The sequence below is a fragment of the Streptomyces sp. NPDC057616 genome, from assembly GCF_042800575.1.
Lineage (GTDB): Bacteria > Actinomycetota > Actinomycetes > Streptomycetales > Streptomycetaceae > Streptomyces.
Genome location: NZ_JBHVGU010000019.1, coordinates 93,245 through 117,867, shown reverse-complemented (window position 1 = coordinate 117,867; position 24,623 = coordinate 93,245). Strand labels below are relative to the sequence as shown.

26 protein-coding genes are annotated in these 24,623 nt (G+C 72.7%); 10 read left to right on the top strand and 16 right to left on the bottom strand.

The window, feature by feature from the left end; all coding sequences use genetic code 11:
* Window positions 1–4: 4 nt before the first annotated feature.
* The 4 genes from ACFU97_RS24345 to pssA all read left to right on the top strand — a co-directional run bounded on the left by ACFU97_RS24345 (window position 5) and on the right by pssA (window position 3,390).
* Window positions 5–511, top strand: coding sequence for a MaoC family dehydratase (locus ACFU97_RS24345; RefSeq protein WP_383602233.1), 507 nt, complete (start codon window positions 5–7; stop codon window positions 509–511).
* A gap of 5 nt (window positions 512–516) precedes the next feature.
* A complete protein-coding gene (locus ACFU97_RS24340) occupies window positions 517–1,722 on the top strand; it encodes an acyl-CoA dehydrogenase family protein (RefSeq protein ID WP_384260055.1) in 1,206 nt (401 codons plus the stop codon).
* A gap of 170 nt (window positions 1,723–1,892) precedes the next feature.
* On the top strand, window positions 1,893–2,549 hold the full coding sequence (locus tag ACFU97_RS24335) for a phosphatidylserine decarboxylase (protein ID WP_384260222.1): 657 nt from the start codon (window positions 1,893–1,895) through the stop codon (window positions 2,547–2,549).
* On the top strand, window positions 2,536–3,390 hold the full coding sequence (gene pssA / locus ACFU97_RS24330; protein ID WP_384260052.1) for a CDP-diacylglycerol--serine O-phosphatidyltransferase: 855 nt from the start codon (window positions 2,536–2,538) through the stop codon (window positions 3,388–3,390). Before ACFU97_RS24335 ends, pssA begins: the two co-directional genes overlap by 14 nt.
* 82 nt (window positions 3,391–3,472) lie before the next feature.
* Here the strand turns inward: pssA and ACFU97_RS24325 are convergent, their stop codons facing one another.
* From ACFU97_RS24325 to ACFU97_RS24305, 5 genes are read right to left on the bottom strand one after another with little or no spacing between them, the layout of a single operon-like run.
* A complete protein-coding gene (locus ACFU97_RS24325) occupies window positions 3,473–4,726 on the bottom strand; it encodes an ABC transporter substrate-binding protein (RefSeq protein ID WP_384260050.1) in 1,254 nt (417 codons plus the stop codon).
* Window positions 4,723–5,868, bottom strand: coding sequence for a branched-chain amino acid ABC transporter permease (locus tag ACFU97_RS24320; protein WP_384260048.1), 1,146 nt, complete (start codon window positions 5,866–5,868; stop codon window positions 4,723–4,725). Before ACFU97_RS24320 ends, ACFU97_RS24325 begins: the two co-directional genes overlap by 4 nt.
* The gene (locus tag ACFU97_RS24315; RefSeq protein ID WP_384260045.1) at window positions 5,861–6,751 is read right to left on the bottom strand and encodes a branched-chain amino acid ABC transporter permease; all 891 of its coding nucleotides are present in this window, start codon (window positions 6,749–6,751) and stop codon (window positions 5,861–5,863) included. Before ACFU97_RS24315 ends, ACFU97_RS24320 begins: the two co-directional genes overlap by 8 nt.
* Window positions 6,748–7,539, bottom strand: a complete 792-nt coding sequence (locus tag ACFU97_RS24310) for an ABC transporter ATP-binding protein (protein ID WP_384260220.1) — start codon at window positions 7,537–7,539, stop codon at window positions 6,748–6,750. The genes ACFU97_RS24315 and ACFU97_RS24310 overlap by 4 nt, the downstream gene beginning before the upstream one ends.
* An 8-nt stretch (window positions 7,540–7,547) precedes the next feature.
* On the bottom strand, window positions 7,548–8,348 hold the full coding sequence (locus tag ACFU97_RS24305) for an ABC transporter ATP-binding protein (protein WP_384260043.1): 801 nt from the start codon (window positions 8,346–8,348) through the stop codon (window positions 7,548–7,550).
* A gap of 180 nt (window positions 8,349–8,528) precedes the next feature.
* On the opposite strand from ACFU97_RS24305, the gene ACFU97_RS24300 reads away from it, so the two are divergent.
* Complete coding sequence (locus ACFU97_RS24300) at window positions 8,529–9,725, top strand: PucR family transcriptional regulator (protein WP_384260040.1); 1,197 nt, start codon at window positions 8,529–8,531, stop codon at window positions 9,723–9,725.
* A 181-nt stretch (window positions 9,726–9,906) separates the two neighbouring features.
* On the opposite strand, the gene ACFU97_RS24295 is transcribed toward ACFU97_RS24300, so the two are convergent.
* On the bottom strand, window positions 9,907–11,025 hold the full coding sequence (locus ACFU97_RS24295) for a glycerate kinase (protein ID WP_384260038.1): 1,119 nt from the start codon (window positions 11,023–11,025) through the stop codon (window positions 9,907–9,909).
* A 216-nt stretch (window positions 11,026–11,241) separates the two neighbouring features.
* Here ACFU97_RS24295 and ACFU97_RS24290 point away from each other — a divergent pair, with 216 nt between their 5' ends.
* Window positions 11,242–12,315 carry an ADP-ribosylglycohydrolase family protein gene (locus ACFU97_RS24290; protein WP_384260036.1) on the top strand — a complete coding sequence of 358 codons (1,074 nt, stop codon included), beginning with the start codon at window positions 11,242–11,244 and terminating at the stop codon, window positions 12,313–12,315.
* A gap of 23 nt (window positions 12,316–12,338) precedes the next feature.
* Window positions 12,339–12,833 (top strand): NUDIX domain-containing protein, encoded by a 495-nt coding sequence (locus ACFU97_RS24285; RefSeq protein ID WP_384260033.1) that lies wholly within the window; start codon window positions 12,339–12,341, stop codon window positions 12,831–12,833.
* 7 nt (window positions 12,834–12,840) lie between these two features.
* On the opposite strand, the gene ACFU97_RS24280 is transcribed toward ACFU97_RS24285, so the two are convergent.
* Window positions 12,841–13,104: a hypothetical protein gene (locus ACFU97_RS24280; protein WP_384260031.1), complete on the bottom strand. Its 264-nt coding sequence runs from the start codon at window positions 13,102–13,104 to the stop codon at window positions 12,841–12,843.
* A gap of 87 nt (window positions 13,105–13,191) precedes the next feature.
* Between ACFU97_RS24280 and ACFU97_RS24275 the strand changes: the two genes are divergently transcribed.
* Complete coding sequence (locus tag ACFU97_RS24275) at window positions 13,192–13,929, top strand: NAD-dependent deacetylase (protein ID WP_384260028.1); 738 nt, start codon at window positions 13,192–13,194, stop codon at window positions 13,927–13,929.
* Window positions 13,930–14,022: 93 nt separating this feature from the next.
* On the opposite strand, the gene ACFU97_RS24270 is transcribed toward ACFU97_RS24275, so the two are convergent.
* The 4 genes from ACFU97_RS24270 to ACFU97_RS24255 all read right to left on the bottom strand — a co-directional run bounded on the left by ACFU97_RS24270 (window position 14,023) and on the right by ACFU97_RS24255 (window position 17,285).
* Window positions 14,023–14,514, bottom strand: a complete 492-nt coding sequence (locus ACFU97_RS24270) for a methylated-DNA--[protein]-cysteine S-methyltransferase (protein WP_384260026.1) — start codon at window positions 14,512–14,514, stop codon at window positions 14,023–14,025.
* Between the two features lie 11 nt (window positions 14,515–14,525).
* Window positions 14,526–16,010, bottom strand: coding sequence for a DNA-3-methyladenine glycosylase 2 family protein (locus tag ACFU97_RS24265; RefSeq protein ID WP_384260023.1), 1,485 nt, complete (start codon window positions 16,008–16,010; stop codon window positions 14,526–14,528).
* Between the two features lie 146 nt (window positions 16,011–16,156).
* Window positions 16,157–16,540, bottom strand: coding sequence for a BlaI/MecI/CopY family transcriptional regulator (locus ACFU97_RS24260; RefSeq protein ID WP_384260020.1), 384 nt, complete (start codon window positions 16,538–16,540; stop codon window positions 16,157–16,159).
* Window positions 16,541–16,601: 61 nt separating this feature from the next.
* Window positions 16,602–17,285 (bottom strand): DedA family protein, encoded by a 684-nt coding sequence (locus ACFU97_RS24255; RefSeq protein WP_384260018.1) that lies wholly within the window; start codon window positions 17,283–17,285, stop codon window positions 16,602–16,604.
* A gap of 101 nt (window positions 17,286–17,386) precedes the next feature.
* Between ACFU97_RS24255 and ACFU97_RS24250 the strand changes: the two genes are divergently transcribed.
* Complete coding sequence (locus ACFU97_RS24250) at window positions 17,387–17,803, top strand: BlaI/MecI/CopY family transcriptional regulator (RefSeq protein ID WP_384260015.1); 417 nt, start codon at window positions 17,387–17,389, stop codon at window positions 17,801–17,803.
* Between the two features lie 22 nt (window positions 17,804–17,825).
* Here the strand turns inward: ACFU97_RS24250 and ACFU97_RS24245 are convergent, their stop codons facing one another.
* The 4 genes from ACFU97_RS24245 to ACFU97_RS24230 form a co-directional block, all read right to left on the bottom strand.
* Window positions 17,826–18,335 (bottom strand): O-acetyl-ADP-ribose deacetylase, encoded by a 510-nt coding sequence (locus ACFU97_RS24245; RefSeq protein WP_384260013.1) that lies wholly within the window; start codon window positions 18,333–18,335, stop codon window positions 17,826–17,828.
* Window positions 18,332–19,741, bottom strand: a complete 1,410-nt coding sequence (locus ACFU97_RS24240; RefSeq protein ID WP_384260011.1) for a phytoene desaturase family protein — start codon at window positions 19,739–19,741, stop codon at window positions 18,332–18,334. Before ACFU97_RS24240 ends, ACFU97_RS24245 begins: the two co-directional genes overlap by 4 nt.
* Window positions 19,742–19,852: 111 nt before the next feature.
* Window positions 19,853–20,698 (bottom strand): inositol monophosphatase family protein, encoded by an 846-nt coding sequence (locus tag ACFU97_RS24235; protein ID WP_384260008.1) that lies wholly within the window; start codon window positions 20,696–20,698, stop codon window positions 19,853–19,855.
* Window positions 20,699–20,798: 100 nt separating this feature from the next.
* A complete protein-coding gene (locus tag ACFU97_RS24230; protein WP_384260005.1) occupies window positions 20,799–22,628 on the bottom strand; it encodes a gamma-glutamyltransferase family protein in 1,830 nt (609 codons plus the stop codon).
* 272 nt (window positions 22,629–22,900) lie between these two features.
* Here ACFU97_RS24230 and ACFU97_RS24225 point away from each other — a divergent pair, with 272 nt between their 5' ends.
* Window positions 22,901–23,893, top strand: a complete 993-nt coding sequence (locus ACFU97_RS24225; protein ID WP_384260003.1) for a phospholipase D-like domain-containing protein — start codon at window positions 22,901–22,903, stop codon at window positions 23,891–23,893.
* Between the two features lie 21 nt (window positions 23,894–23,914).
* Here the strand turns inward: ACFU97_RS24225 and ACFU97_RS24220 are convergent, their stop codons facing one another.
* Window positions 23,915–24,577: a response regulator gene (locus ACFU97_RS24220; RefSeq protein ID WP_384260001.1), complete on the bottom strand. Its 663-nt coding sequence runs from the start codon at window positions 24,575–24,577 to the stop codon at window positions 23,915–23,917.
* Between the last annotated feature and the right edge of the window lie 46 nt (window positions 24,578–24,623).

Below are 24,623 nucleotides of genomic sequence, written 5' to 3'. Positions count from 1 at the left end.
GGTCATGCAGTTCGGACGCACCTACGAGGAGTTCGAGGTCGGGGCGACGTACAAGCACTGGCCGGGCAAGACGGTCACGGAGTACGACGACCACCTCTTCTGTCTCCTCACCATGAACCACCACCCGCTCCACATGGACACCAACTATGCGGAGAAGACGACGGACTTCGGCAAGAACGTCGTCGTCGGGAACTACATCTACTCCCTGCTGCTCGGCATGTCCGTCCCGGACATCTCCGGCAAGGCGATCGCCAACCTGGAGATCGAGTCGCTCAAGCACGTGGCGCCGACCTTCCACGGCGACACCATCTACGGCCAGACGACCGTGCTCGACAAGTGGCCGTCGAAGTCGAAGAACGACCGCGGCATCGTCCACGTCGAGACCAAGGGCTACAAGCAGGACGGCACGCTGGTCTGCGTGTTCCGCCGCAAGGTGATGGTGCCGACCGAGACGTACATCAAGGAGCGCGGCGGCGAGCAGCCCGGCCGCCCGGAACTTCAGGAGGGCTGAGCCCCATGGCACGCCTCGCCCAGACCGCCGGTCTGACCGACATCCAGCAGGAGATCCTCTCCACCGTCCGCGACTTCGTGGACAAGGAGATCATCCCGGTCGCCACCGAGCTGGAGCACCGCGACGAGTATCCGCAGCAGATCGTCGACGGCCTCAAGGAACTGGGCCTGTTCGGCCTGATGATCCCTGAGGAGTACGGCGGCCTGGGCGAGTCGCTCCTCACCTACGCCCTGTGCGTGGAGGAGATCGCCCGCGGCTGGATGTCGGTCTCCGGCATCATCAACACCCACTTCATCGTGGCGTACATGCTCAAGCAGCACGGCACGCAGGAGCAGAAGGACCACTTCCTGCCGCGCATGGCGGCCGGCGACATCCGCGGCGCCTTCTCCATGTCGGAGCCCGCGCTGGGCTCGGACGTCTCGGCGATCAGCTCCAAGGCGGTCAAGGACGGCGACGAGTACGTCCTGAACGGCCAGAAGATGTGGCTGACGAACGGCGGAACGTCAAGCCTGGTCGCCGTTCTCGTCCGAAGTGACGAAGGACACCCCGAGGGCACGGCGCCCCACAAGTCGATGACCACCTTCCTGATCGAGAAGGAGCCCGGCTTCGGAGAGGTCCGGCCCGGCCTCACCATCCCCGGGAAGATCGACAAGATGGGCTACAAGGGCGTCGACACCACCGAGCTGATCATGGATGGCCTGCGGCTTCCGGCCGATCGGGTGCTCGGCGGCGTCACCGGCCGAGGTTTTTACCAAATGATGGACGGAGTCGAGGTCGGCCGCGTCAACGTGGCGGCGCGTGGCTGCGGCGTCGCCCAGCGTGCCTTCGAGCTGGGCGTCCGGTACGCCCAGCAACGCCACACTTTCGGCAAGGCGATCGCCCAGCACCAGGCCATTCAGTTCAAGCTGGCGGAGATGGCCACCAAGGTCGAGGCCGCGCATGCGATGATGGTGAACGCGGCACGCAAAAAGGACTCCGGAGAGCGAAACGACCTTGAGGCCGGGATGGCGAAGTACCTCGCCTCCGAGTACTGCAAGGAGGTCGTGGAGGACGCCTTCCGGATCCACGGCGGCTACGGCTTCTCCAAGGAGTACGAGATCGAGCGCCTCTACCGTGAGGCCCCGATGCTGCTGATCGGCGAAGGTACCGCCGAAATCCAGAAAATGATCATCGGCCGCAGGCTGCTCGAAGAGTATCGATTCCAGGGCTAGATGTCCGGATACGGGGTGTTTTCTTGGAGAAGAAGATCACACCCCGTCATCCTTCTTCGGCCCCCGACTCGGCTTCCTGGCTTGCCCAGTTGTGGTCCGCGACCGGTACCATCCCGGGAAAGCCGCCGTCCCCCGTTACTGCGCGGCATCATCCGCTACGAAGGTCATCCATGCCCCACAGCCAAACCTCTGCACCAAGCGACAGCCGGGCCGGCGTACGCCTCGCGCGCGGAGCATCGCCGTGGCTTCTCCCGACCGTCGCCACCGCAGCACTCAGCCTCGCCCGCGCGCGCCGCTCCGGCGCCGCCAAGGCCGTGGCCGTGCCCGCCACCGCACTCGCGGCGGGCATGCTGTGGTTCTTCCGCGACCCTGAGCGCGAGATCGCCCAGGGCCGGGTCATCTCCCCCGCCGACGGTGTGGTGCAGAGCATCATGCCGTGGAAGGACGGCCGCACCCGCGTCGCGATCTTCATGAGCCCGCTCAACGTCCACGTCAACCGCGCGCCGCTCTCCGGCACGGTGACGTCGGTCGAGCACATCCCCGGCGGGTTCGTACCGGCGTTCAACAAGGAGAGCGAGAACAACGAGCGCGTAGTCTGGCATTTCGACACCGAACTCGGCGACATCGAGATGATCCAGATCGCCGGTGCGGTGGCCCGCCGCATCGTCCCCTACATCCCGCAGGGCACGAAGGTCGAGCAGGGTGACCGCATCGGGCTGATCCGCTTCGGCTCGCGCGTCGACATCTACCTGCCCGAGGGCGTGGAGGTCGCGGTCGAGGTCGGTCAGAAGACCGTGGCTGGGGTGACTCGCATTGACCGTGATTGATCCTGAGACCCAGGCGGGCTGGGTGCCCGAGGCGGACGAGGTGGACGAAGAGGAGGAGATGCCCCTCTCTCTGCGCCTGTCGATAGCGGACACCCTCACACTCGGCAACGCCACGTGCGGCTTCATGGCGGTGTACTTCACCACCACCGGCATCCTGATCCCGCACCTCACCGGCGACCAGGAGACCGGCATGGCCCGCCACAGCGCGGCCACCGCGGTCATCCTGATGCTGTGCGCGGCGGTCTTCGACCTGTTCGACGGCCTGGTGGCACGCAAGCTGCGCTCCTCCCCCATGGGTGCGGAGCTGGACAACCTCTCGGACCTGATCAGCTTCGGTCTGGCGCCGGCGTACTTCGTCCTCGTGTACGGCATGGTCGCCGACGACGCGCACCAGCGGATGGCCGCGGTCGGGGCAATCGTGGTGCTCCTGGCCGTCGTACTGCGGCTGGCGCGCTTCTCCTGCGTGACGGTGCCCAACGGCATGTTCCAGGGCATGCCGTCGCCCTTCGGGGCACTGACGGTCGTCTCGATCGTGCTGCTGGAGCTGCCCTTCGTGGCGACGCTGCTGGCGATCGTGGGCACGGCCTGGCTGATGGTGAGCCGGGTCGAGTACCCGAAGCCGCGGGGCCGCCTCGCGGTGGCGATGCTGTCCTGGATCGTGGTGTCGATGGGGCTCCTGGCCGCCTGGGCCTTCGACGCCCCGAGCGGTCAGCTGCTGCTCCAGACGGGCTGCGCGCTGCAGCTGGTCACCGGCGCGGTGATCCCGCTGTTCGCCACGGCCCGCCGGGTGAACAACTTCCGCGGCAACCGGCGTGAGGCGCGGGCGGCCCAGCTGCCCTAGGCTCCGCCGCGACGCTCCCGAGGGGGCCCGGACCGTTCAACGGTCCGGGCCCCCTCGTTCGCGCGGTGCCGGTGTCTCAGGACTACGGAGTGTACGTCTGCGCCGCCTTCGACGCCTCGGCCGGGCGGACGACCTTCATGCCGCCCGTGACGCTCTTGTCCGGCTGGAGGATGACGCTCTCGCGGGAGGAGGCGGCCGCCGGGTCGCTGAAGTCCTGGACGACGCCGAAGCCGATGTCGTAGGAGTCGAGCGTCAGCAGTGCCTTGTCGACGCCCTCCCTGGTGAGGTCCTTGCTCGCGCAGGCCTTCTTCAGGGCCTCGCCGAAGACCGACGCGGCGGTCCAGCCGGCGACGATGCCGTTGTCGAGGGCGTCCTTCGGGTAGGCCGCCCGGTAGTCGGCGACGAGCTTCTTCGCCTGCGGGGTGTCCGCGCCGATCGGCAGCGAGGGAGAGGCGACGTAGTAGTTCTTCGTCAGGGCCGGCCCCGCCTCGGTGGCGAGGAGCTGGGGGGCGAAGGCGGAGTTGTTGCCGATGACCGGCACGTCGAAGCCGCTCGCCGCGGCGACGCCGACGAGCGAGGCGGCCTGGCGCGGGCCCGCGCTGAGCACGATCGCCTTGACCCCGGCCTTCTTCAGGGCGGTGACCTGCGCCGTCATGTCGTTGTCGGTCGGCTTGATCTTCTGCTCGACGACGGTCAGACCGGCCTCCTTCGCCATGTGCTTCGAGCCCACGAGCGCGCTCTCGCCGTAGTCGCCCTCGAAGTACACATGACCGATCTTGTCGCCCTTCCTGATCCCCTTCTCCCGTATCAGGAAGTCGACGGCGTTGATCGTCTCCAGGTCGTAGGTGGACCCGATGACCCGGATGTACGGGCTGCCGAGCAGCGTCGCCGACCACGCCTGCGGCAGGACCAGGCCCTTGTCCTGGCCGTCGACGCGCTGCTTGACCGCGGCGACGAACGGCGAGCCGATGAACTGGACGAAGCCCAGCACCTTCGGCTCCAGCTCGGTGTACGCGGACACGGCCTTCTGCGGGTCGTAGCCGTGGTCGCGGACGGAGAGCCGCACCTTGTAGCCGCAGACGCCCCCGGCGGCGTCGAGCTGCTTCACGTACAGCTGCTGTGCCTGGGTGACGCTCTTGCCGAGCGTCGCGTAGACGCCGCTCATGTCGGTGAGCGCGCCGAGCGTGATGGTCTTCCCGGAGACGCCCTCCGCGGTCTTCACCCCGCCCGCCGACGTCTTGTCGCCGCCGTCCTCGGCCTTGGAACTGCATCCGGCCAGCACGAGTACGGCGGCGATCCCGCCGGCCGCGGCCCTCGCCGCGAACGTCCTGTTCATCGTTCCTCCCCTGTGTGCCCTGGATGGGTCTGCGCCGACCGGGTTCTCCCGCGGCGCCGGACGGCGAGCCCCGCCAGGCCGCCCGGCAGGAACAGCACCACCAGCACGACGGCGGCGCCGTAGAGGTACCGGGCCGCCTCGCCCGGAGCGATGCCGCCCGTGCCCGGCGCGGAGACCAGGGGCAGCGCGTCGCTGTAGCGGGTCAGCAGCTGCGGCAGCAGGGAGACGAACAGGGCCCCGGCCACCGCCCCGGAGACCGAGCCGAGCCCGCCGATGACGATCATGGCGAGGTAGTCGAGGGACAGCGTGATGCCGAAGTAGTCGGGCACCGTCCGCTGGAAGACCAGCGCGAGCAGGACGCCCGCGAGGCCCGCGTACATCGACGACAGCACGAAGACCGCGGCGCGGTGGCGGGCCACCGGCACACCGAGCACGCCGGCGGCGATGCGGTGGTCGCGGATGGCGTTCATGGCCCGGCCCGGCCGGCCCGCCAGCACCCCGCGGGCGAACAGGGCGCCGGCCGGCAGCACCGCGAGACCGGCGTACCAGAGCTTCTCCGCGGAGCCGAACGGCACGGCGGCGACCACGAGTTCACGGTCGTCGAAGGGGAGCCCGAACAGGTTCAGCGGCGGTACGTCTCGGCCGTTGGCGCCGCCGGTCAGGCCGTGCGCGTTGAACATCACGTGCTGGCCGATGAAGACCAGGGCGAGGGTGGCGATGCCCAGGTAGGCGCCGCTGAGCCGGCCCGAGATCGGGCTGAACAGGCCGCCCGCGGCGCCCGCGGCCAGCACGGCGAGCACGGCCGCGAGCCAGGTCGGCAGGCCGAGGCCGGTCAGGCCGTCGGAGCCGTCCGCGGCGAAGGTGCAGTAGCCGTAGGCGCCGACGGCGAGGAAGAAGGCGTGTCCCATGGAGAGCTGGCCCGTCGCCCCGGTGAGCAGGTTGAGGCCGATGGCCCCGATCGCGGCGGCCATCGCGAACAGCCCGGCCTGGAGCCAGAAGCGGTCCAGGTAGAACGGGAACGCGAGCAGCAGGACCACGGCGACGGTCCACAGGCAGGTGCGCGGGCGCACGCGGAGAGCCGGGCGGCGGCCGGTCCGGGGAGCCGACGCGCCCGCCTTGTCGCGGCGCAGGACCTCAGACACGTGCGAGCTCCTTCGTGCCGAACAGCCCGGCGGGGCGGACGAGCAGGACGGCGACCATGACGAGGTAGGGCGCGAGGTCGCCGAGGCCGCGCCCGAGGAATGTCAGGTCGCTCTGATAGGCGGTGGCCAGGGACTCCGTGACGCCGACGACGAGGCCGCCGACGAGCGCGCCTGTCGTGGAGTCCAGTCCGCCGAGGATCGCCGCCGGGAACGCCTTGAGCGCGGTCAGCGAGGTGGCCCGCTCCAGCCCCGGTGTGGGGAAGACGGTGAGGAAGAGGGCGGCCACGGCGGCCAGTGCGCCCGCCACCGCCCAGGCCCCGAGCGAGACCCGTCCGAGGCGTACGCCCATCAGCGCGGCCGTCTCCGGGCGCTCCGCCGCGGCGCGCATGGCCACGCCCCAGGAGGTGTACCGGAAGGCCAGCAGGAACGCGGTGATGAGCAGCGCCGCGGTCACGAACGCGGCGATGCGCGTGTGCGCCAGCGAGATCGGCCCGATCGTGAGGACGGCGTCGCCCCACGGATCGCCGAGCGTGAGGACGTCCGTGCCGATCCGGCGGGCCAGTTCGGTGGTGAGCAGGATGTCGACCCCGATGGTGACGATGGCCAGGACGCTGTGGTCGCCGCCCCGGTAGCGCCGCATGACCAGGAACTCGACGGTGGCGCCCACCAGCGCGGCGCCCGCGATCCCCGCCGCCAGCGCGGGCCAGAAGCCGATGTCGTCGTGGAGGACGGCGGTGATGTAGCCGCCCGCGAGCAGCAGCGAGGCATGGGCGAAGTTGACGACCTCGGTGGCCCGGAAGATCACCACGAACCCGAGCGCGATGAGCGCGTAGACCGACCCCAGCGACAGCCCGTTGAGGACGGTCTCGACGAAGGTGCTCATGACTCCGCTCCCAGGTACGCGCGCACGACCGCCGGATCGTTCTGTACGTCGGCGGGTGGGCCGTCGGCGATACGGCGCCCGAAGTCGAGGACGGTCACCGCGTCCGCGAGCCGCATCACCACCCCCATGTCGTGCTCGACCAGCACGATCGAGACGCCGAGGCCGTCCCGGACGCCCGCGACGACCGCGGCGGTACGGCGCCGTTCGTCGGCGGTCATGCCCGCGACCGGCTCGTCGAGGAGCAGCAGACGCGGTTCCATGCACAGCGCGCGGGCGAGTTCGGCGAGCTTCTGCCGCCCGTACGGCAGCGAGCCCGCCGGGCGGTCGAGGCAGTCCTCGATGCCGACGAACTCCGCGATCTCCCGTACGCGGGCCCGGTGCCTGCGCTCCTCGCGGGCCGCCGAGGGCAGCCGCAGCCCGGCGGCCAGGAAGCCGGTCCGGGTCAGCCGGTACCGGCCGAGGAGCAGGCAGTCCTCGACGGTGGCGCGGGGCGGCAGCGCGAGGTTCTGGAAGATGCGGGCGACGCCGAGGCCGGCGATGCGGTGCGGGGCCAGGCCGGTCAGCTCGTGCCCGCCGAAGCGGACGCTGCCCGAGGTGGCCCGGTAGACCCCGGACAGCACGTTGAAGCAGGTGGACTTCCCGGCGCCGTTGGGCCCGATGAGGGCGTGCACGGTGCCGGGGCGGACGGTGAAGCCGACGTCGTCGAGCGCGGTCAGGCCGGCGAATCGGACGGTCAGGTTCCGCACTTCGAGGGTCTCCGTCGTACGGGACACGTCGAGGGTCTCCATCGCGCGGCTCACCCCTGCCACCGCGTCAGCGTCCGCCGGGCGCCGCCGGCCTGTGCCGCGTCCGCCGCCGCGTCCTCGTCGACCACGCCCAGGTAGCGGCGGCGCACCTCGTCGGAGGCGGCCAGTTCGGCGGCCGGGCCGGAGAGCGTCACCTCGCCCACTTCGAGGACGTACGCCCGCTCGGCCAGGCGCAGCGCGAGCGCGGCGTTCTGCTCGACGAGGAGGACCGCGGTGCCCTGCTCGTTGATCTCCGTGACGGTCTCGGCGATGCGCTGCGCCATCAGCGGGGCGAGGCCGAGGGACGGTTCGTCCAGCAGCAGGACCGACGGTGCCGCCATCAGGGCGCGGGCGACCGCGAGCATCTGCTGCTCGCCGCCGGAGAGCAGGCCGGCGCGCTGCCGGGCCCGCACCGCGAGCACGGGGAAGAGTTCGTGGACGCGGTCCAGGGCCGCCGCACGGCGCGAGCGCGCGCTGCGGAGGGCCCCCGCACGCAGGTTGTCGGCGACCGTCATCCGGGCGAACACCTGCCGCCCTTCCGGGACTTGGGACACCCCGGCGGCGACCACCCGGTCCGGAGGCAGCGAGTCGAGTCGGCGGCCGTCCAGGCTCACCGTGCCCTCGGTGACCGCGCCGCCGTGGAAGGACAGCGTGCGGCTGATCGCCCGCAGCAGGGTCGACTTGCCCGCGCCATTTGCGCCGAGCACCGTCACCACGGCCCCTCGGGGCACCTGAAGGGACACGCGTCGCAGTGCCCGCACGGGTCCGTATCCGACCGACAGGTCGCTGACGACCAGTCCGGATCCGCCCATGGATTCCCCCTCGCTCTCTCCCGGTGTGGCGCTCACCCCAGCACCGGCCGGGGCGTGCGTCCACGGCGGGCGGCGGAATCGCTGCGGGCGCCCAGCCGGGCCCGCGGGACGTTGTGCACGTGCACAACACCGCGTGTCAGGGGCCTGTGCGCGACCGGGTCCCGGTGGCATGCTCCGGCCATGGGAGGGCGCCGACCGCGGACCGGTCACGACTGGAAGCTGCTCGCGGAGTCCTGCACGTCTCTGCTGGAACGGCTGCCGGAACTCGTCGACGAGCATGTGCGGCAGCTGATCGAGTACTCCCCCGTCTACGGGCAGGTGCTGCCGTACGACCAGCAGTGGCGGGAGGCGGAGGAGGCGATGCGGATCGGGATCGAGACGCTCGCCGCGCCCCGGGACTCGCCGCGCCGCGACCTGGAGCTCGCCGAGGACGCGGGGCGGCGGCGGGCCCGGCAGGGGCTGCCGCTCGACCTCCTGGTGCACGCCTACCGCAACGCCGGCTACCTGCTGTGGGACGCCCTGGTGGAGGGCGCGTCCGGGCGCGAACCGGAGCGGCTCACGGCGCTGATGCGCTCGACGACGATGGTGTGGTCGGCGGTGGACGCGCAGACCCAGGCCGCCTCGGAGGCGTACCGGGCCACGGAGGCGGAGCTGCGGCGGCGGACGGACGAGCAGTTGCAGGCGCTGCTGGACGCGCTGCTTGAGGGGCAGGCGACGCCGGGGCTGGCCGCCCGGGCGGCCGCCGGCCTCGATCTGCCGGAGCACGGGCCCTACGCGGTGGTGGTGCTGCGGGCCGGGCGGCGGGAGGCGTGGGAACGGCCCGTGCGGGGCGCCGGGTTCCGGTTCGTCTGGCGGATGCGGGCCGACTGCGAGGTCGGGGTCGTCGCGCTGGCCCCCGGGCAGAACCTGGACGGCGTGGCGCGGGTGCTCGACGGGCGGCGCTCGGGGCCGGGCGGGATCAGCCCGGTGGTGCCCGGGCTCGCCGAGCTGGGCCGGGCCCGGCGCCTCGCCGAACTGGCGCTGCGCACCTGCCCGCCGGACGCGAGCGCCGTCGTACGCCTGGACCAGCGCATGCCGACCGCGCTCGTGGTGAGCCAGCCCGAGCTCGCCGACCGTCTCGTGGCGGACGTGTTCGGGGCGCTGCTGGAACTGGAGCCGGCCGACCGCGCGGTCCTGCTGGAGACCCTCGATGTGTGGCTGGTGTGCGAGGGCTCGGCGGGCCGGGCCGCCGGTCGCCTGTACTGCCACCGCAACACGGTCTTCAACCGCCTGCGGCGCCTGGAGCAACTGACGTCCCGCTCCCTGGCCCGCCCCCGCGACCTCATCGAAATGACCCTGGCCCTGGACGCGTACCGGCTGTCGGGGGTCCGTGGCTGAGGTGGCGGGTCTCCGGGGCGGAAGTCCGGGGCACGGCGGACGCCCGTGCACTCCGGCGGCTGCCGCCGGCACGCCATTTATCTGGGCGCGGCGACCGTCCGACCGGGTCGGCGGCCGCCGCCGACGTTGCCTGCCCTGGCTTGGGGCAGCGCCCGTAGGCGGCAGCCGACCTCTGGTGGTCTCAGGAGAGGAAGTCCCGGGCGATGTGTTCCGCGACGCGTTCCAGGATCGGGCCCGCGTCCGCGATGCACTTCGCCACGTCCGGCTCCAGCTCCGTCAGCGGGTAGGCGCGGCGGATTCCCGCGCGGCCGAGTGCCTCCGGCGGCAGGGCGACGCGGCCGCAGACCGCGACGACCTCCTTGTCCGCGGCGCGGGCCGCGGCGGCGACGCCCGCGGGCGCCTTGCCGTGCAGGGTCTGCTCGTCCAGGGAGCCCTCGCCGGTGATCACCAGGTCCGCCCACTCCAGCGCGGGCGCGAAGCCCAGCACCTCGAGCATGACCTCGATGCCGGGGCGGAAACGGGCGCCGAGCAGGAGCGCGCCGTAGCCGATCCCGCCGGCCGCACCGGCACCCGGCGCGGCCGCGAACTCGGCCGCCTTCGCCCCGGCCGCCTCCTCCAGCACCTTCGCGTAGTGCGCGAGGGCGCGGTCCAGGCTCTCCACGTCGTCCGGTGCGGCCCCCTTCTGCGGGCCGTAGACGGCGGGCGCGCCCTTCGGGCCGGTCAGCGGGTTGTCGACGTCGCTGGCCAGGACCAGTTCGACGGAGCCGAGGCGCGGGTCCAGGTCCGAGAGGTCGGCGGAGACCAGCTCGCCGAGGCCGCCGCCGCCCGGAGGCACCGGCTCCCCGTGCGCGTCCAGGAACCGCGCGCCGAGCGCGGACAGCATCCCGGCGCCGCCGTCGGTGGTCGCACTGCCGCCCACCCCGAACACGATGGTCCGCGCACCCGCGTCCAGCGCGGCGCGCAGCAGCTCGCCGGAGCCGTACGTGGACGCCGTGAGCGGTGCGAAGACACCGGCCGGCAGCCGCTGGAGTCCGCTCGCCTCCGCCATCTCCACGACCGCGGTGCCGCCGCGCAGCGCGAACGCCGCCGTGACCTCGTCCCCGAGCGGTCCCGCGACGCGCACCTCGCGCCGCTCGAAACCGGCCGCGACCGCCGCGTCCACGGTCCCGTCGCCGCCGTCGGCCACGGGCAGGGCCTCGACCGGGAGGTCCGGTACGACCCGGCGCAGCCCGGCCGTCACCCGCTCCGCGACCTGCACGGCCGTCAGCGACCCCTTGAACTTGTCCGCGGCGATGAGCACCCTCCGGGCACCCCTACCTGCAGCGTCCGCCACCTTGTCTTCCCCTTGCTCTCCGGGCCTCGCACGTGTCAAGGCCAGTCGCGCCGCTGCGACCATAACCGGAGGAAGCCCCCGCCGTCATGCTCCGCCCGGCCCGTGGGACGCGCCCCGAAGCCTCCGCCGCTTCCTTGCGCGCGGGGCGGGCAGCGGGGTCCGGAATCGGGTACACCATGAGCTATGACCCCTGTGGGCACTGAGCCAGAGCTCGCCGACCGCATCCTCGGGGGCTGGCTCGGCCGGATCGCGGGCAACATGCTCGGCAAGCCGGTCGAGCAGGGCGACCTGTGGACGCGCGACCGGATCGACCGCTATCTGCGGCAGGCAGCCGCCCTGCCCCTGACCGACTACCTCCCCGAGCCCGCCGTGGAGAGCGACGGCTTCGAGCTGCGCCCCGAGTGGCGCCAGTGCGTACGCGGCCGCATCCACGGCAGCTGCCGCGACGACGACGTCGACTACGCGATCCTCGGCCTGGATCTGCTGGAGACGCACGGCTTCGGCTTCAGCACCGAGCAGGTCGGGGAGCTGTGGCTGCTGCGGCTGCCGTATCTGCAGACCTTCACCGCGGAGCGGGCCGCCTACCGCAACCTCGCGAACGGGATCAAGCCGCCGCTGACGGCCACGTACGACAACCCGTACCAGGAGTGGATCGGCGCACTGATCCGCGCCGACATCTACGGCTGGACCTGCCCCGGCGTCCCGCGCCGCGCCGCCTCCCTGGCCCGCCGGGACGCGGTGCTGTCGCACACCGGCAACGGCGTGTACGGCGCGATGTGGGCGGCGGCGCTGATCGCGGCGGCGTTCACGGCGCCCACCGTGCGGCACGCGGTGGACGAGGCGCTGGCCGTGATCCCGGCGAGCAGCAGGCTCGCGCGCACCGTGCGCCGCGTCGTCTCGCTCCACGACACCCGGATGACCTGGGAGGACACCCTGTCCACGGTCTCGGAGGAGACCGCCGGGCTCGGCTGGATCCACACCGTCCCGAACGCGGCGGTCATCACCGCGGGCCTCCTGTACGGCGACGGGGACTTCACCCGCACCATCACCCTCACCGTCCGCGGCGGCCTGGACACCGACTCCAACGGCGCGACCGCGGGCTCGGTGGCCGGTGTCCTCACGGGCGCGGACGCCATCCCGGAGCAGTGGAAGGAGCCGCTGGAGGACACCGTCCGCAGCGCGGTGTTCGGCTTCGACCGGGCGCGGATCAGCGAGCTGGCCGAGCGGACGCTCCAGCTCGCGGGGACGGAGAGCTGACGCCGCCTGGTTACCCTTCCTGGATGACCTCCACTCCAGACTTCGCCACGTACATCGCCGGTCTCCCCCGCGTCCTCGCCGGAGCGGCGGCCCTCTTCCGCGACGCCGAGGGCCGGGTGCTGCTGGTCGAGCCCAACTACCGCGAGGGCTGGGCGCTTCCGGGCGGCACGATCGAGTCCGACGACGGTGAGAGCCCGCGCCAGGGTGCGCACCGCGAGACGCTGGAGGAGATCGGCCTCGACCGCGAGCTGGGGCGGCTGCTCGCGGTGGACTGGGTGTACCGGCCGGGCTGGCCGCCGCTGGTGGCGTACCTCTACGACGGCGGTGTCCTCACCGAGGACGACTTCAAGGCGATCCGTCTGCAGGAGGAGGAGCTGCTGTCCTGGCGGCTCGTGGGCCGCGAGGACCTCGGCGACTTCCTGCTCGGCACCCTCGGCCACCGCGTCCAGGCCGCCCTGGACGTGCTGGCGGAGGGTTCGGGCACGGCGGAGCTGGAGAACGGCCGCCGGGTGGGCTGAGCCGCCGCTACCGCGCGAGCGCCTCGTCCGGGTCGATGTGGCCGTGGTGGATCTGGCTGTGGTCGCGGTCGTTGCAGGCGTCGTCCACCGACTGGGCGGTCCAGGGCGCGGCCACCGGGACGAGCGCCATGGCCTCCTTGCACAGGCCGTTGGTGGTCAGCGTCCTGCCGCCGATGTTGATGCGTCCGTGGTCGCCGTCGTCGGCCTGGGCCGGGGTGGCGAGCGTGAGACCGACCATGGTGAGCGCCGCCAGGGCGCCGATCTTCTTCATGGCCTGGCCAACGAGACCGGGATCGGCCAGGTCACGCCACCGGACATCCCGTGGCCCCGAGCAGGCGAGCGCCCGTACCCTCGGCCCATGAACAGGCCCCTCGTCGCCATCCTCAGCGGCGCCGGCATCTCCACCGACTCCGGCATCCCCGACTACCGCGGCCCGCAGGGGCTGTGGCGCCGGGATCCCGAGGCCGAGAAGCTGGTGACGTACGAGTACTACATGGGCGATCCGGAGATCCGGCGGCGGTCCTGGCTGATGCGGCGCGAGAGCCGGGCGCTGGAGGCCCGGCCGAACGCCGCGCACCGGGCGGTGGCCGAGCTGGAGAGCTCCGGCGTGCCGGTCAGGGTCATCACGCAGAACGTCGACGGGCTGCACCAGCTCGCCGGCCTGCCCGCCCGCAAGGTGCTCGAACTGCACGGCAGCGCTCGGAGTGTCGTGTGCACCGGGTGTCATGCGCGCGGGTCGATGGAGGAGGCCCTCGCGCGCGTCGACGCCGGTGAGGCCGACCCGCCCTGCCGGGAGTGCGGCGGCATCCTGAAGTCGGCGACCGTGATGTTCGGCGAGCGCCTCGACCCGGAGGTGCTCGGTGACGCGCTCGCCATCAGCAAGGCGTGCCAGGTCTTCGTCGCCGTCGGCAGCAGCCTCCAGGTGCAGCCCGCCGCCGGTCTCGCGGGCGTCGCCGCCGACCACGGGGCGCGGCTGATCATCGTCAACGCCGAACCCACGCCGTACGACGACCTCGCGGACGAGGTCGTACGCGAGCCCATCGGCACCGCGCTGCCCGCACTGCTGCGCGAGCTGGGCACGGAGCCGGCGGGCTAGGCGCCGCGTCCCTCCGCGAGGGTGTGGGCGACCAGGGCGCCGGCGTGGCCGTGGCCCGGGCCGTGCTCGGTGCTGTCCCTCGCCGGACGGGGGCTAGAACAGGGCCCTTCCGCCTTCGAAGTCGAGCAGGCGCTGCTTGCGTTCGAGGCCGCCGCCGTAGCCCGTGAGGCTGCCGTCGGCGCCGACGACGCGGTGGCAGGGCACGATGATGCCGATCGGGTTCTTGCCGTTGGCGAGGCCGACGGCGCGGGAGGCGGCGGGTTTGCCCAGGGCGTCGGCGAGTTGACCGTAGGAGCGGGTCTCGCCGTACGGGATGCGGCGCAGTTCGTCCCAGACGGTGCGCTGGAACGGGGTTCCGTCCAGGCGGAGTTGCAGCGTGAACTCCGTCAACTCGCCCGCGAAGTAGGCCTTCAGCTGCTGCTCGGCCTCGGCGAAGAGGCTGTCGTCGCGGTCGCCGAAGGTCTCCTGCGGCGGGCGGTGGCGCTGGTCGGTCATGTAGAGGCCGCACAGGACACCGTCGTCGGCGACCAGGGTGAGGGGGCCGTACGGGCTGGTGACCACCGTGTGCTGCTTCGTGGAGCTCATGGCGAACGTCCTTATACCGGGAGGAAGTTGATCGGATGGCTGTCCGTCGCCCACAGGTACTGGACGGCGTACGCCCGCCAGGGGCGCCAGGCCGCCGCGCGGGCCGTGAGGGCCGCCGGGGTGGACGGGAGGCCCAGCTCCTGGGCGGCGCGGCGGATGCCGAGGTCGGTGGGGAGGAAGGCGTCGGGGTCGCCGAGGGCGCGCATGGCGATGACGTCGACGGTCCAGGGTCCGAAGCCGGGCAGCCCCAGGAGCCGGGCGCGGGTCTCCGGCCAGTCGTTCTCCGGACCCAGGTGGACGGTTCCGTCGGCGAGTTGGCGTACGAGTGTGGTGAAGGTGGTGCGGCGGGTGCGGGGCATCGCCAGGGACTCCGGGTCGACGGCGGCGAGCGCGTCGGGGGTCGGGAAGACGTGGGTGAGGCCGCCCTCGGGGTCGTCCACCGGGTCGCCGTGCGCCGTGACGAGGCGGGCCGCGTGGGTGCGGGCCGCGGCCGTGGAGACCTGCTGGCCGAGCACGGCCCGTACGGCGAACTCCTCCTCGTCCACCGTGCGCGGGACGCGCCGGCCCGGGGCCTTGTCGACCAGCGGGGCCAGCAGGGGGTCGGTGCGCAGCTGGTCGTCGATCGCGACCGGGTCGGCGTCCAGGTCGAGCATGCGGCGGCAGCGGCTGATGGCGACGGGGAGGTCGCGCAGGTCGCCGAGGGTGAGCCGGCAGGCGATGTGGTCGGGCTCGGGTGCCAGGGTCGCGATGCCGTGGCCGTACGGGAGGCGGAGCGTGCGGCGGTAGGCGCCGTCGCGCCACTCCTCCACGCCGGGTACGGCGGTGGCGGCGAGGTGGCCGAAGAGGTTGTCGGGGTTGAGCGGGGTGCGGAAGGGCAGGCGGAGTGTCAGGGCGCCCGGGGTGCCGGAGGGGGCGTTCTTCTTGGGCAGCCGGGCCCGCAGTTCGCCGGGGGCCAGGGCGAAGACCTCGCGCACGGTGTCGTTGAAGGTGCGGATCGAGGAGAAGCCGGCGGCGAAGGCGATCTCCGCCATCGGGAGCGTCGTCGTCTCGATCAGCAGGCGGGCGGTCTGGGCGCGTTGGGCCCGCGCCAGTGCGAGCGGGCCGGCGCCCAGCTCGGCGAGCAGCTGGCGTTCGATCTGCCGGGTGCTGTAGCCGAGGCGGGCGGCGAGGCCGGGGACGCCGTCGCGGTCCACGACGCCGTCGGCGATCAGGCGCATCGCGCGGGCCACGAGGTCGGCTCGCTGGTTCCACTCCGGGGAGCCGGGGCTGGTGTCGGGGCGGCAGCGCTTGCAGGCGCGGAAGCCGGCCTGCTGGCAGGCGGCCGCGCTCGGGTAGAAGGTCATGTTCTGGGGCTTGGGCGGGACGACGGGGCAGCTGGGCCGGCAGTAGATGCGGGTCGTCAGGACCGCCGTGAAGAACCATCCGTCGAAGCGCGCGTCCTTGGACTGGACGGCGCGCACGCAGCGCTCTCGGTCGGTGTGCATCCCGTTCTGCATACGTCCAGCATCGAGGACGCGCGGCACCGGGGCTGGCGAGAATCCGACATCAACCTCACGTGCGCTGGAACACCCCGGATCACCTTCTCCCTACGTCCACCGCCACAGCCCGGAACGCCCCGCCTCACAAGCCCGGCCGCAGGACCCTACGCCCCGCTCTCGTCCAGCAGCGCCCGCAGCGCCGCCTCCTCCGCCGAGGTCAGGCCCGTGACGAAGTGCCGGAGCGCGGCGATCGGATCGGGGCCGCGGGCCAGGGCGCGGTGCATGGCCTCGGCGGTCAGCTGGGCGGCGTTCTTCACCGGGCGGTAGGCGCCGCGCCGGCCGTCGGCGTCCCGCAGGACGAGGCCCTTGTCGTGCAGGCGCCGCAGGATCGTGTGCACGGTGTTGTAGGCGAGGCCGCCGCGCAGACAGGCCTGGATCTCCGCCGGCGTCAGGGCGCGGTCCGTCGCCCACAGGGTGGCGAGGATCTCGCTCTCCAGCTCGCCCGGACCGCGTCGTACGGCCCTGTCGCGAGGAGTCGCGCCGGCCATGGCACCACATTACGGCGCATACGCGACGGCGGTCAGCGCGGCGGCCGGCCCTGCCTGCCGGTCAGGACGAGGTCCCCTCGGAAGCGCGGCGGGCCCGCGCGCGGCGCGCCTCCAGGGCGATCGGGGTCAGGGAGGCGAGGACCACGAGCGCGACCAGCGGCAGCAGGTAGCGGTCGACGTTCGGCACCGAGGAGCCCAGCGCGTAACCGCCCAGGGTCAGGCCGATCGTCCACACCAGGCCGCCCACCACCTGCCACACCGTGAAGACCCGCGGCGGCACCTCCAGCGCACCGGCCAGGGGGTTGAGCACGGTGCGCACGATCGGCACGAAGCGGGCCAGGACGACCGCCTTGGCATGGCCGTACCGCTCCAGCAGCTGCTCGGCGCGCTCCGCGCCCTCGTGCAGCTTCTTCGCCCTGCTGCGTGCCAGCAGCGCGCGGCCGCCCCGGCGCCCGAGCCAGTACCCCGTCTGGGCACCGAGGAGCGCGCCGACCACGGCGGCCACCAGCACCTGCCAGAGCGAGAGATGGACCGAGTTGTCGGAGCTGCCCGCGCACAGCAGTCCGGCCGTGAACAGCAGGGAGTCGCCGGGCAGGAAGAAGCCGACCAGCAGTCCGGTCTCGGCGAACATCACCACGGCGACGCCGAGCGCACCGAACGTGGACAGCAGGGAACCGGCGTCCAGGACGTTCACCGCCTGGGTCATGGCCATGTGGGCAGCTGCCACGGAGACGACCCCTCTCATACTGGGACGTGGACGGAGCGGGTACGGGCCCGCACCGAACGACTACAGTCATGTAGACCGTCTACTGCACTGTAGACGAACGAGAGCCGAGGAGCGTTCCCATGTCCGAGCGGCACAGTGACGAGCCGGTCGACGGACGCACGGACCGTCGGCCCGCCGGCGAGCTGGAGGCGAGCGTACTCGCCGCGCTGTGGGCCGCGGGCAAGGCGCTCACACCCGGCGCGGTCCGGAAGGAACTCGGCGGCGGCCTCGCGCGCACCACGGTGACGACGATCCTCACCCGCCTGCACGCCAAGGGCGCCGTGACCCGCGCGCGCTCGGGCCGCGGTTACGCCTACGCCCCGGCCCAGGACTCGCACGGCCTCACGGCGCGCCGGATGCACGCCGAACTGGACAAGGACGCCGACCGCGGCACCGTCCTCGCCCGCTTCGTCTCCGATCTGAGCCCCGCGGACGAGCAGCTGCTGCGCTCCCTGCTGGACGACGCCCGGCCGGACGGCGGCGACGCCGGCAGGTGAGCAGCCCCGGGGCGGCTCCACGTCAGCGGGTTCGCGCCGCGAACGCCTCGTAGGCGTGCTCGTCGAAGAGCACGAACCGGACCTCCTCGACCGACGTGTCCGCGGCCCGGACCGTCTCCACCGCGATCCGGGCGCCGTCGTCCATGGGCCAGCCGTAGATGCCGGTGGAGACCGCGGGGAACGCGACCGTGCGGGCGCCGAGCTGGTCGGCGACGCGGAGCGACTCGCGGTAGCAGGAGGCGAGCAGCTCGGAGCGATCCTCGCCGGCGGACCAGACCGGGCCCACGGTGTGGATCACCCAGCGCGCGTCGAGGTCGCCCGCGGTGGTGGCGACCGCCTGGCCGGTGGCCAGGCCCTTGCCGTACCGCGAGGCCCGCAGCTTGCGGCACTCCTCGAGGATCGCCGGGCCGCCGCGGCGGTGGATGGCGCCGTCGACGCCTCCGCCGCCGAGCAGGGAGGAGTTCGCGGCGTTGACGATCACGTCGACGCTCTCGCGTGTGATGTCGCCCTGGGCGAGCGTGATGGTGGTCATGTCTGCCTCAGCCTCTTCCAGACGGCCTTCGCCGCGTTGTGCCCGGACATTCCGTGTACCCCGGGCCCGGGCGGTGTCGCCGACGAGCAGATGAAAATGGCCGGATGCGGGGTGCTGTACGGAGAGAGGGAGAGCTTGGGGCGCAGCAGGGTCTGGAGTCCGGAGACCGCGCCGGAGCCGATGTCCCCGCCGATGTAGTTGTGGTTGCGGGCGGCGATCTCGGGCGGGCCGGCGGTCGCCCGGGCGAGGACGCGGTCGCGGAACCCCGGTGCGAAGCGCTCCAGTTGACGCTCCATGGCGCCGGTGAGGTCGCCGGTCCAGCCGCTCGGCACATGGCCGTACGCCCAGAAGACGTGCTTGCCCTCGGGGGCGCGGGTGGGGTCGACGACGCCGGGCTGGACCGTGATCATGAACGGCCGCTCGGGCGCCCTGCCCTCCCGGGAGGCGTCCCGCAGCGCGGTGCCGATCTCGGCGCTGTCCGCACCGATCTGCACGGTGCCGGCGGCCCGGGCCTCCGGGGCGGTCCAGGGCACCGGGCCGTCCAGCGCGTAGTCGACCTTGAAGACGCCCGGGCCGTAGCGGTAGCCCTCGTAGTAGCGGCCGAAGCCCGCGATGCGGGCCAGGGCGGTGGGTGAGGTGTCGAAGATGTACGCGCGCGCGGGCGGCAGGTCGTCGAGGCGCTTGACCTCGTAGTCCGTGTGCACCACGCCGTCCAGGTCCTTGAGGTACGCGGTGAGCGCGTCCGAGATGGACTGCGAGCCGCCGCGGGCCACGGGCCAGCCGCGGGCGTGCGCGGCGAGCGCGAAGACCAGGCCGATGGCGCCGGTGGCGACGCCGCTCAGGGGCGCCATGACGTGCGCGACGAGGCCCGCGAACAGGGTCTTGGCGGGCTCGTCGCGGAAGCGGCGGGTCAGCCAGGTGGACGGCGGCAGGCCGACCAGGCCGAAGCGGGCGAGGGTGACCGGGTCGCGCGGCAGGGCGGTGCCCGGCAGCGACATGAAGTCCCGCGTCAGGGTGTCCCACTTGGGCAGGAACGGCTCGACGAGCCTGCGGTAGGCGCCCGCGTCCCGCGGCCCGAACGAGGCCGCCGTCTCGGCCACCGAACGGGACAGCACGGCGGCGCTGCCGTCGGTGAAGGGGTGCGCCATGGGCAGCTCGGGCTGCAGCCATTCGAGGCCGTACCGCTCCAGCGGCAGGGCACGGAACGCCGGGGAGTTGATGCCCAGCGGGTGGGCCGAGGAGCACGGGTCGTGCCGGAACCCGGGCAGGGTGAGCTCTTCGGTGCGCGCTCCGCCGCCGACGGTGTCACGGGCCTCGAAGACCGCCACGGAGAATCCGCGGCGGGCCAGCTCCACGGCGGCCGTCAGTCCGTTCGGCCCCGCACCCACCACGACAGCATCGAGCATCGACGGCACCTTCGGACCCCTTCGTCAGCCGATGGCCACTGAGGATCAGGATATGCCGGGGGACCGGCGGTCTCCCGAGGTGGGTGGTTCACTCCTGAACGGTCGTCCGGATCACGCCACTCCCGACAGCAGCCCCTGCACCCGGCGGGCCGTCGCCGCGTCGCGGGCGGCCGTGAACGGCAGGCTGTTGCCTCCCGTGATGCGGAACGGCTCGCCCGACAGCGTCAGATGGGCGCCGCCCGCCTCCTCCACCAGCAGGATGCCCGCGGCGTGGTCCCACGCGGCCTCCCAGCTGAAGGCGAGCGCGTCCAACTCGCCCCGGGCGACGGCCAGATACTCCAGGCCGGCCGAGCCGCAGGGGCGCGAGGCGACACCGTCGGTCCACAGGCCGACCAGGGCCCGCTTCTGCGCGTCGGTCGTGTAGTCGGGGTGGGAGGTGGCCACTTGGAGGTCGCGCCCCGGGTCGGGCGAGCCGCTGCGCAGCCGCTCGCCGTCGAGGAAGGCGCCCTGTCCGCGCACGGCCGTGGCGAGTTGACCGGCCGCCGGCAGGTACGTCCACGAGGCGAGCAGGACGCCGCGCCGGGCGAGCGCGACCAGCGTGCAGAAACCGGGGTTGCCGTGCACGAACTGGCGTGTCCCGTCGACCGGGTCGACGATCCAGACCGGGGCGTCGCCCTGTATCGCCTCGTACACCTCGGGGTCGGCGTGCACCGCCTCCTCGCCGACGACGACGGATCCGGGCAGGAGGTCGCCGAGCACCTTGGTGAGATACCGCTCGGTGAGGCGGTCGGCGTCGGTCACCAGGTCGTGCGGCCCGCTCTTCTGGTCGACCTCGTGCGCGGCCAGGCTGCGGAAGCGGGGCATGATCTCGGCCGCGGCGGCCCTGCGGACCGCCTCCTCCACGTCGGCCGAGTGGCGGGCGAGAAACTCGTCGATGGTTTCCTTGTCTTCGATCATGCCTCCATGAGAGCACGCGCCACTGACAGTCCCCGCCGGGAGGGTGGATCCCCGATGGAATCGGGGTGAACTCCCGTGGCGGCGCCTCCCGTGGCCCCGCTCAGCGGCCCACCGCGTATCCCTGCATGCCCCGCGGATTGGCGGCAGCCGACAGGACCCCGGTGGCGGGATCGCGGGCGACCGCGCACAGCCGCCCTTCCGACCAGGGGTCGCCGATGGTCACGTCGTGGCCCCGGCGGCGCAGTTCCTCGACCACCCCGGGGTCCGTGCGGGACTCGACGGTCACGCTCCCCGGCCGCATGCCGCGCGGGTAGAAGGAGCCCGGGAAGCTGTCGTTGTGCCAGTTCGGGGCGTCGACGGCGCCTTGCAGGTCGAGGCCCCCGCGGACCGGCGCGCGCAGGGCGACGGCCAGGAAGAAGTGCAGCTGCCACTGGTCCTGCTGGTCGCCGCCGGGCGTGCCGAAGGCCAGGACCGGGACGCCGTCGCGCAGGACGATCGAGGGTGTGAGGGTGGTGCGGGGCCGGCGGCCGGGGGTGAGCGTGTTCGGCAGGTCCTCCTCCAGCCAGGTCATCTGCAGCCGGGTGCCGAGCGGGAAGCCCAGCTCGGGCACGACCGGGTTCGACTGGAGCCAGCCGCCGCTGGGGGTGGCGGCGACCATGTTGCCCCAGCGGTCGACGACGTCGAGGTGGCAGGTGTCGCCGCGGGTGGTGCCGTCCGCGGCGACCGGGGGCTCGCCCGGCACCGGGGAGACCGGCGGCTTTGCCACGGTCGGTTCGCCGGCGCCCATGGGGCTGAACCCGGGCTCGTCGGCGACGACCACGTGCGCGTGCGGGCTGAGCCGCGGGGTGCGCCCGCCCGGACTGCCGGGGCGCAGCTCGTGCGAGGCCTTGGCGCCGACGAGGTGGCGCCGGGCCGCGTTGTAGTGCGGCGACAGCAGGTCGGCGAGCGGGACCGCGGCCGCGTCCCCGTACCAGGCCTCCCGGTCGGCCATGGCGAGCTTGCAGCCCTCGATCAGCAGATGGACATAGTCGGCGGACCCGTACGCGGGCAGCTCGGGCGGGAGCAGGGCGAGTTGCTGGAGGAAGGCCGGGCCCTGGCTCCAGGGACCGGCCTTGCAGACGGTCCAGCCCCGCCAGTCGTACGTCGCCGGGGTCTCGTAGGTCGCGGACCAGCCGGCGAGGTCGGCGGCCGACAGCACGCCCGCGTGGCGCTCGCCGCTGGTGTCCAGGGTCGGCCGCCGCGCCTGCCGGACCAGGGCCTCGGCGATGAACCCGGAGCGCCACACCTCGCGCGCGGCCTCGATCTGCGCGACCCGGTCGCCGGCGCCCCCGACCTCGGCCAGCAGCCGCTTCCAGGTGGCGGCCAGCGCGGGGTTGCGGAACAGCTCACCGGGCTCCGGGGCCTTCCCGCCCCGGAGGTACACCTCCGCCGAGGAGGTCCACTCCGTCTCGAACAGCTCCCGTACGGTCTCGGCCGTCGCGCCGACGTTCTCCACGGGCGCGTGCCCGTGCTCGGCGTACCCGATCGCGTACGCGAGGACGTCGGCGAGGGGCTTGGTGCCGTGGTCGCGCAGCAGGAGCATCCAGGCGTCGAAGGCGCCGGGCACGGCGGCGGCGAGCGGCCCGGTGCCGGGGACGAGCTCCAGTCCCAGCGACCGGTAGTGCGCGGCGGTGGCCCCGGCCGGCGCGACGCCCTGGCCGCACAGCACCCGCACCTCGCCGCCCGCCGGGGCGAGCAGGATCGGCACCTCGCCGGCCGGCCCGTTGAGATGCGGCTCGACGACGTGCAGCACGAACGCCCCCGCCACGGCCGCGTCGTAGGCGTTCCCGCCCGCCTCCAGCACCGCCATCGCCGACTGCGAGGCCAGCCAGTGGGTGGAGGACACCATCCCGAAGGTGCCCTGCAAGGTCGGCCGGGTCGTGAACGGCATCTCTCACCTCACTGCTGACGCGCCTTCGCCGGTCCGGTCGGCGCTCGGGTCCACCGGCAGGCTACCCATCCCCCACGCCTACCAAGATTTTGCGTTCTCACGGGAAGCCCATGAACCGGGTCCCACCTGCGCGAAGTCCTCTTTGTCCGGCGGTCCGGGCGGGCGGAGACGAGGCGTTGACCCCGCGGGTCCTTCTCGGCGTTCTACGCGCGTGGTGTCATGCCCACGCTCACCACCCCCCACGTGGGCTTCAACTCGACCAGGAGTCACGCATGTTGTGGAAGGTCCTCGCGCGCGCGGGAGTCGCCCTCACCGCCGGCGCCGCCGTCCTCGCCACCGCCGTCCCCGCGAACGCCGCGAGCTACTCCGCGTTCGCCTTCTCGCAGAGCGGCGGCGAGCCGGACGTCTACGACTTCATCAACTCGGCCACCAGCTCCCTCGACATGACGATGTACGAGCTGGAGGACACCACCGCCGTCAACGACCTCATAGCCCTGAAGAACAAGGGCGTCACGGTGCGGGTGGTCCTGGACCGGCAGCACAAGACCGCGAACAACTCCGCCTACACCTCGCTGACGAACGCGGGCGTGGGCGTGGTGTGGTCGCCGTCCACGTTCGTCTACACCCACCAGAAGACGATCACGGTCGACGGCACCAAGTCGCTGGTCCTCACCGGCAATCTCACCTCGCAGTACTACGCGACCGGCCGCGACTACGGCGTCTTCACCGACGACACCCGCGACGTCGCCGCGATCGAGAAGGTCTTCAACGCGGACTACGCCGGCACCGCGGTGACCCCGACCGACGGCGACCACCTGCTCTGGTCGCCGACCGACTCCCGCAACCGCCTGCTGTCGGTGATCAACAGCGCGACCAGGACGCTCGACGTCGAGGAGCTGGAGTTCAGCGACAGCACGGTCGTCAACGCGATCGTGGCGCGGGCGAAGGCGGGTGTGGCCGTACGGATGGTGCTGGAGAGCCCGGGTGACTACTCCTCCGAGGTCTCCGCGGTGAAGAGTGCCGGCGGCAAGGTCGTCGGCTACTCCGACCCCAACGGCTTCTACATCCACGCCAAGGCCATGGTCGCCGACTACGGGCTGTCCACCCAGGAGGTGGAGGCGGGCTCGATGAACATCAGCAGCAACTCGCTCTCCAACAACCGCGAGCTGGGCATCGTCCTCACCGGCACCGGGGTGGCCCAGTCCGTGGCCACCACCGTCGAGACGACGTTCGCCGGCGACTACGCGGGCGGTACGGCCGCCTGACCGCGCCGGGCGCGGGACCGCTCAGGCGTGGCGTGGTGAGACCAGGCCCGACTCGTAGGCGAAGACGACGAGTTGGGCCCGGTCCCGCGCGCCCAGCTTGGTCATGGCGCGGCTGACGTGGGTCTTGGCCGTGAAGGGGCTGACCACCATGTGGGCGGCGATCTCCTCGTTGCTCAGGCCCCGGGCGGCCAGGGCCGTCACCTCGCGCTCGCGCCGGGTCAGGCAGTCGAGCCCGGGCGCCGTCGCCCGGTCCGGCGGCCGGGACACGAACTCGCCGATCAGGGTGCGGGTGACCGACGGCGAGAGCAGGGCCTCGCCGCGGGCCACCACCTCGATAGCCTGGAGCAGGTCCGCCGGTTCCGTGTCCTTCAGCAGGAAGCCGCTCGCGCCGGCGCGCAGCGCCTCGAAGACGTACGCGTCCAGGCCGTAGTTGGTGAGGATGACGACGCGCACGGCCGCGAGTGCGGGGTCGGCGGCGATCCGGCGGGTGGCCTCGATCCCCGTCATCACCGGCATCTGCACGTCGATCAGGGCGATGTCGGGCGTGTGCGCCCGCACCAGCGCGAGGCCCCGCTCGCCGTCGGACGCCTCCCCCACCACCTCGATGCCGTCCTCGGCCTCCAGCAGCGCCCGGAACCCCGCCCGCATGAGCGCCTGGTCGTCGACGAGAGCCACCCTGATCATCGCCCCTCCCCCCACGGCAAGCAGGCCCGCGCCTGGCAACCACCCC

Bases quoted from the DNA above. Each gene is read 5' to 3' on its own strand.
- ACFU97_RS24345 (WP_383602233.1), top strand. From the start codon at position 5: ATGCAGTTCGGACGCACCTACGAGGAGTTCGAGGTCGGGGCGACGTAC.
- ACFU97_RS24340 (WP_384260055.1), top strand. From the start codon at position 517: ATGGCACGCCTCGCCCAGACCGCCGGTCTGACCGACATCCAGCAGGAG.
- ACFU97_RS24335 (WP_384260222.1), top strand. From the start codon at position 1,893: ATGCCCCACAGCCAAACCTCTGCACCAAGCGACAGCCGGGCCGGCGTA.
- ACFU97_RS24325 (WP_384260050.1), bottom strand. From the start codon at position 4,726: ATGAACAGGACGTTCGCGGCGAGGGCCGCGGCCGGCGGGATCGCCGCC.
- ACFU97_RS24315 (WP_384260045.1), bottom strand. From the start codon at position 6,751: ATGAGCACCTTCGTCGAGACCGTCCTCAACGGGCTGTCGCTGGGGTCG.
- ACFU97_RS24310 (WP_384260220.1), bottom strand. From the start codon at position 7,539: ATGGAGACCCTCGACGTGTCCCGTACGACGGAGACCCTCGAAGTGCGG.
- ACFU97_RS24305 (WP_384260043.1), bottom strand. From the start codon at position 8,348: ATGGGCGGATCCGGACTGGTCGTCAGCGACCTGTCGGTCGGATACGGA.
- ACFU97_RS24300 (WP_384260040.1), top strand. From the start codon at position 8,529: ATGGGAGGGCGCCGACCGCGGACCGGTCACGACTGGAAGCTGCTCGCG.
- ACFU97_RS24290 (WP_384260036.1), top strand. From the start codon at position 11,242: ATGACCCCTGTGGGCACTGAGCCAGAGCTCGCCGACCGCATCCTCGGG.
- ACFU97_RS24285 (WP_384260033.1), top strand. From the start codon at position 12,339: ATGACCTCCACTCCAGACTTCGCCACGTACATCGCCGGTCTCCCCCGC.
- ACFU97_RS24280 (WP_384260031.1), bottom strand. From the start codon at position 13,104: ATGAAGAAGATCGGCGCCCTGGCGGCGCTCACCATGGTCGGTCTCACG.
- ACFU97_RS24275 (WP_384260028.1), top strand. From the start codon at position 13,192: ATGAACAGGCCCCTCGTCGCCATCCTCAGCGGCGCCGGCATCTCCACC.
- ACFU97_RS24270 (WP_384260026.1), bottom strand. From the start codon at position 14,514: ATGAGCTCCACGAAGCAGCACACGGTGGTCACCAGCCCGTACGGCCCC.
- ACFU97_RS24265 (WP_384260023.1), bottom strand. From the start codon at position 16,010: ATGCAGAACGGGATGCACACCGACCGAGAGCGCTGCGTGCGCGCCGTC.
- ACFU97_RS24260 (WP_384260020.1), bottom strand. From the start codon at position 16,540: ATGGCCGGCGCGACTCCTCGCGACAGGGCCGTACGACGCGGTCCGGGC.
- ACFU97_RS24255 (WP_384260018.1), bottom strand. From the start codon at position 17,285: ATGAGAGGGGTCGTCTCCGTGGCAGCTGCCCACATGGCCATGACCCAG.
- ACFU97_RS24250 (WP_384260015.1), top strand. From the start codon at position 17,387: ATGTCCGAGCGGCACAGTGACGAGCCGGTCGACGGACGCACGGACCGT.
- ACFU97_RS24245 (WP_384260013.1), bottom strand. From the start codon at position 18,335: ATGACCACCATCACGCTCGCCCAGGGCGACATCACACGCGAGAGCGTC.
- ACFU97_RS24240 (WP_384260011.1), bottom strand. From the start codon at position 19,741: ATGCTCGATGCTGTCGTGGTGGGTGCGGGGCCGAACGGACTGACGGCC.
- ACFU97_RS24235 (WP_384260008.1), bottom strand. From the start codon at position 20,698: ATGATCGAAGACAAGGAAACCATCGACGAGTTTCTCGCCCGCCACTCG.
- ACFU97_RS24230 (WP_384260005.1), bottom strand. From the start codon at position 22,628: ATGCCGTTCACGACCCGGCCGACCTTGCAGGGCACCTTCGGGATGGTG.
- ACFU97_RS24225 (WP_384260003.1), top strand. From the start codon at position 22,901: ATGTTGTGGAAGGTCCTCGCGCGCGCGGGAGTCGCCCTCACCGCCGGC.
- ACFU97_RS24220 (WP_384260001.1), bottom strand. From the start codon at position 24,577: ATGATCAGGGTGGCTCTCGTCGACGACCAGGCGCTCATGCGGGCGGGG.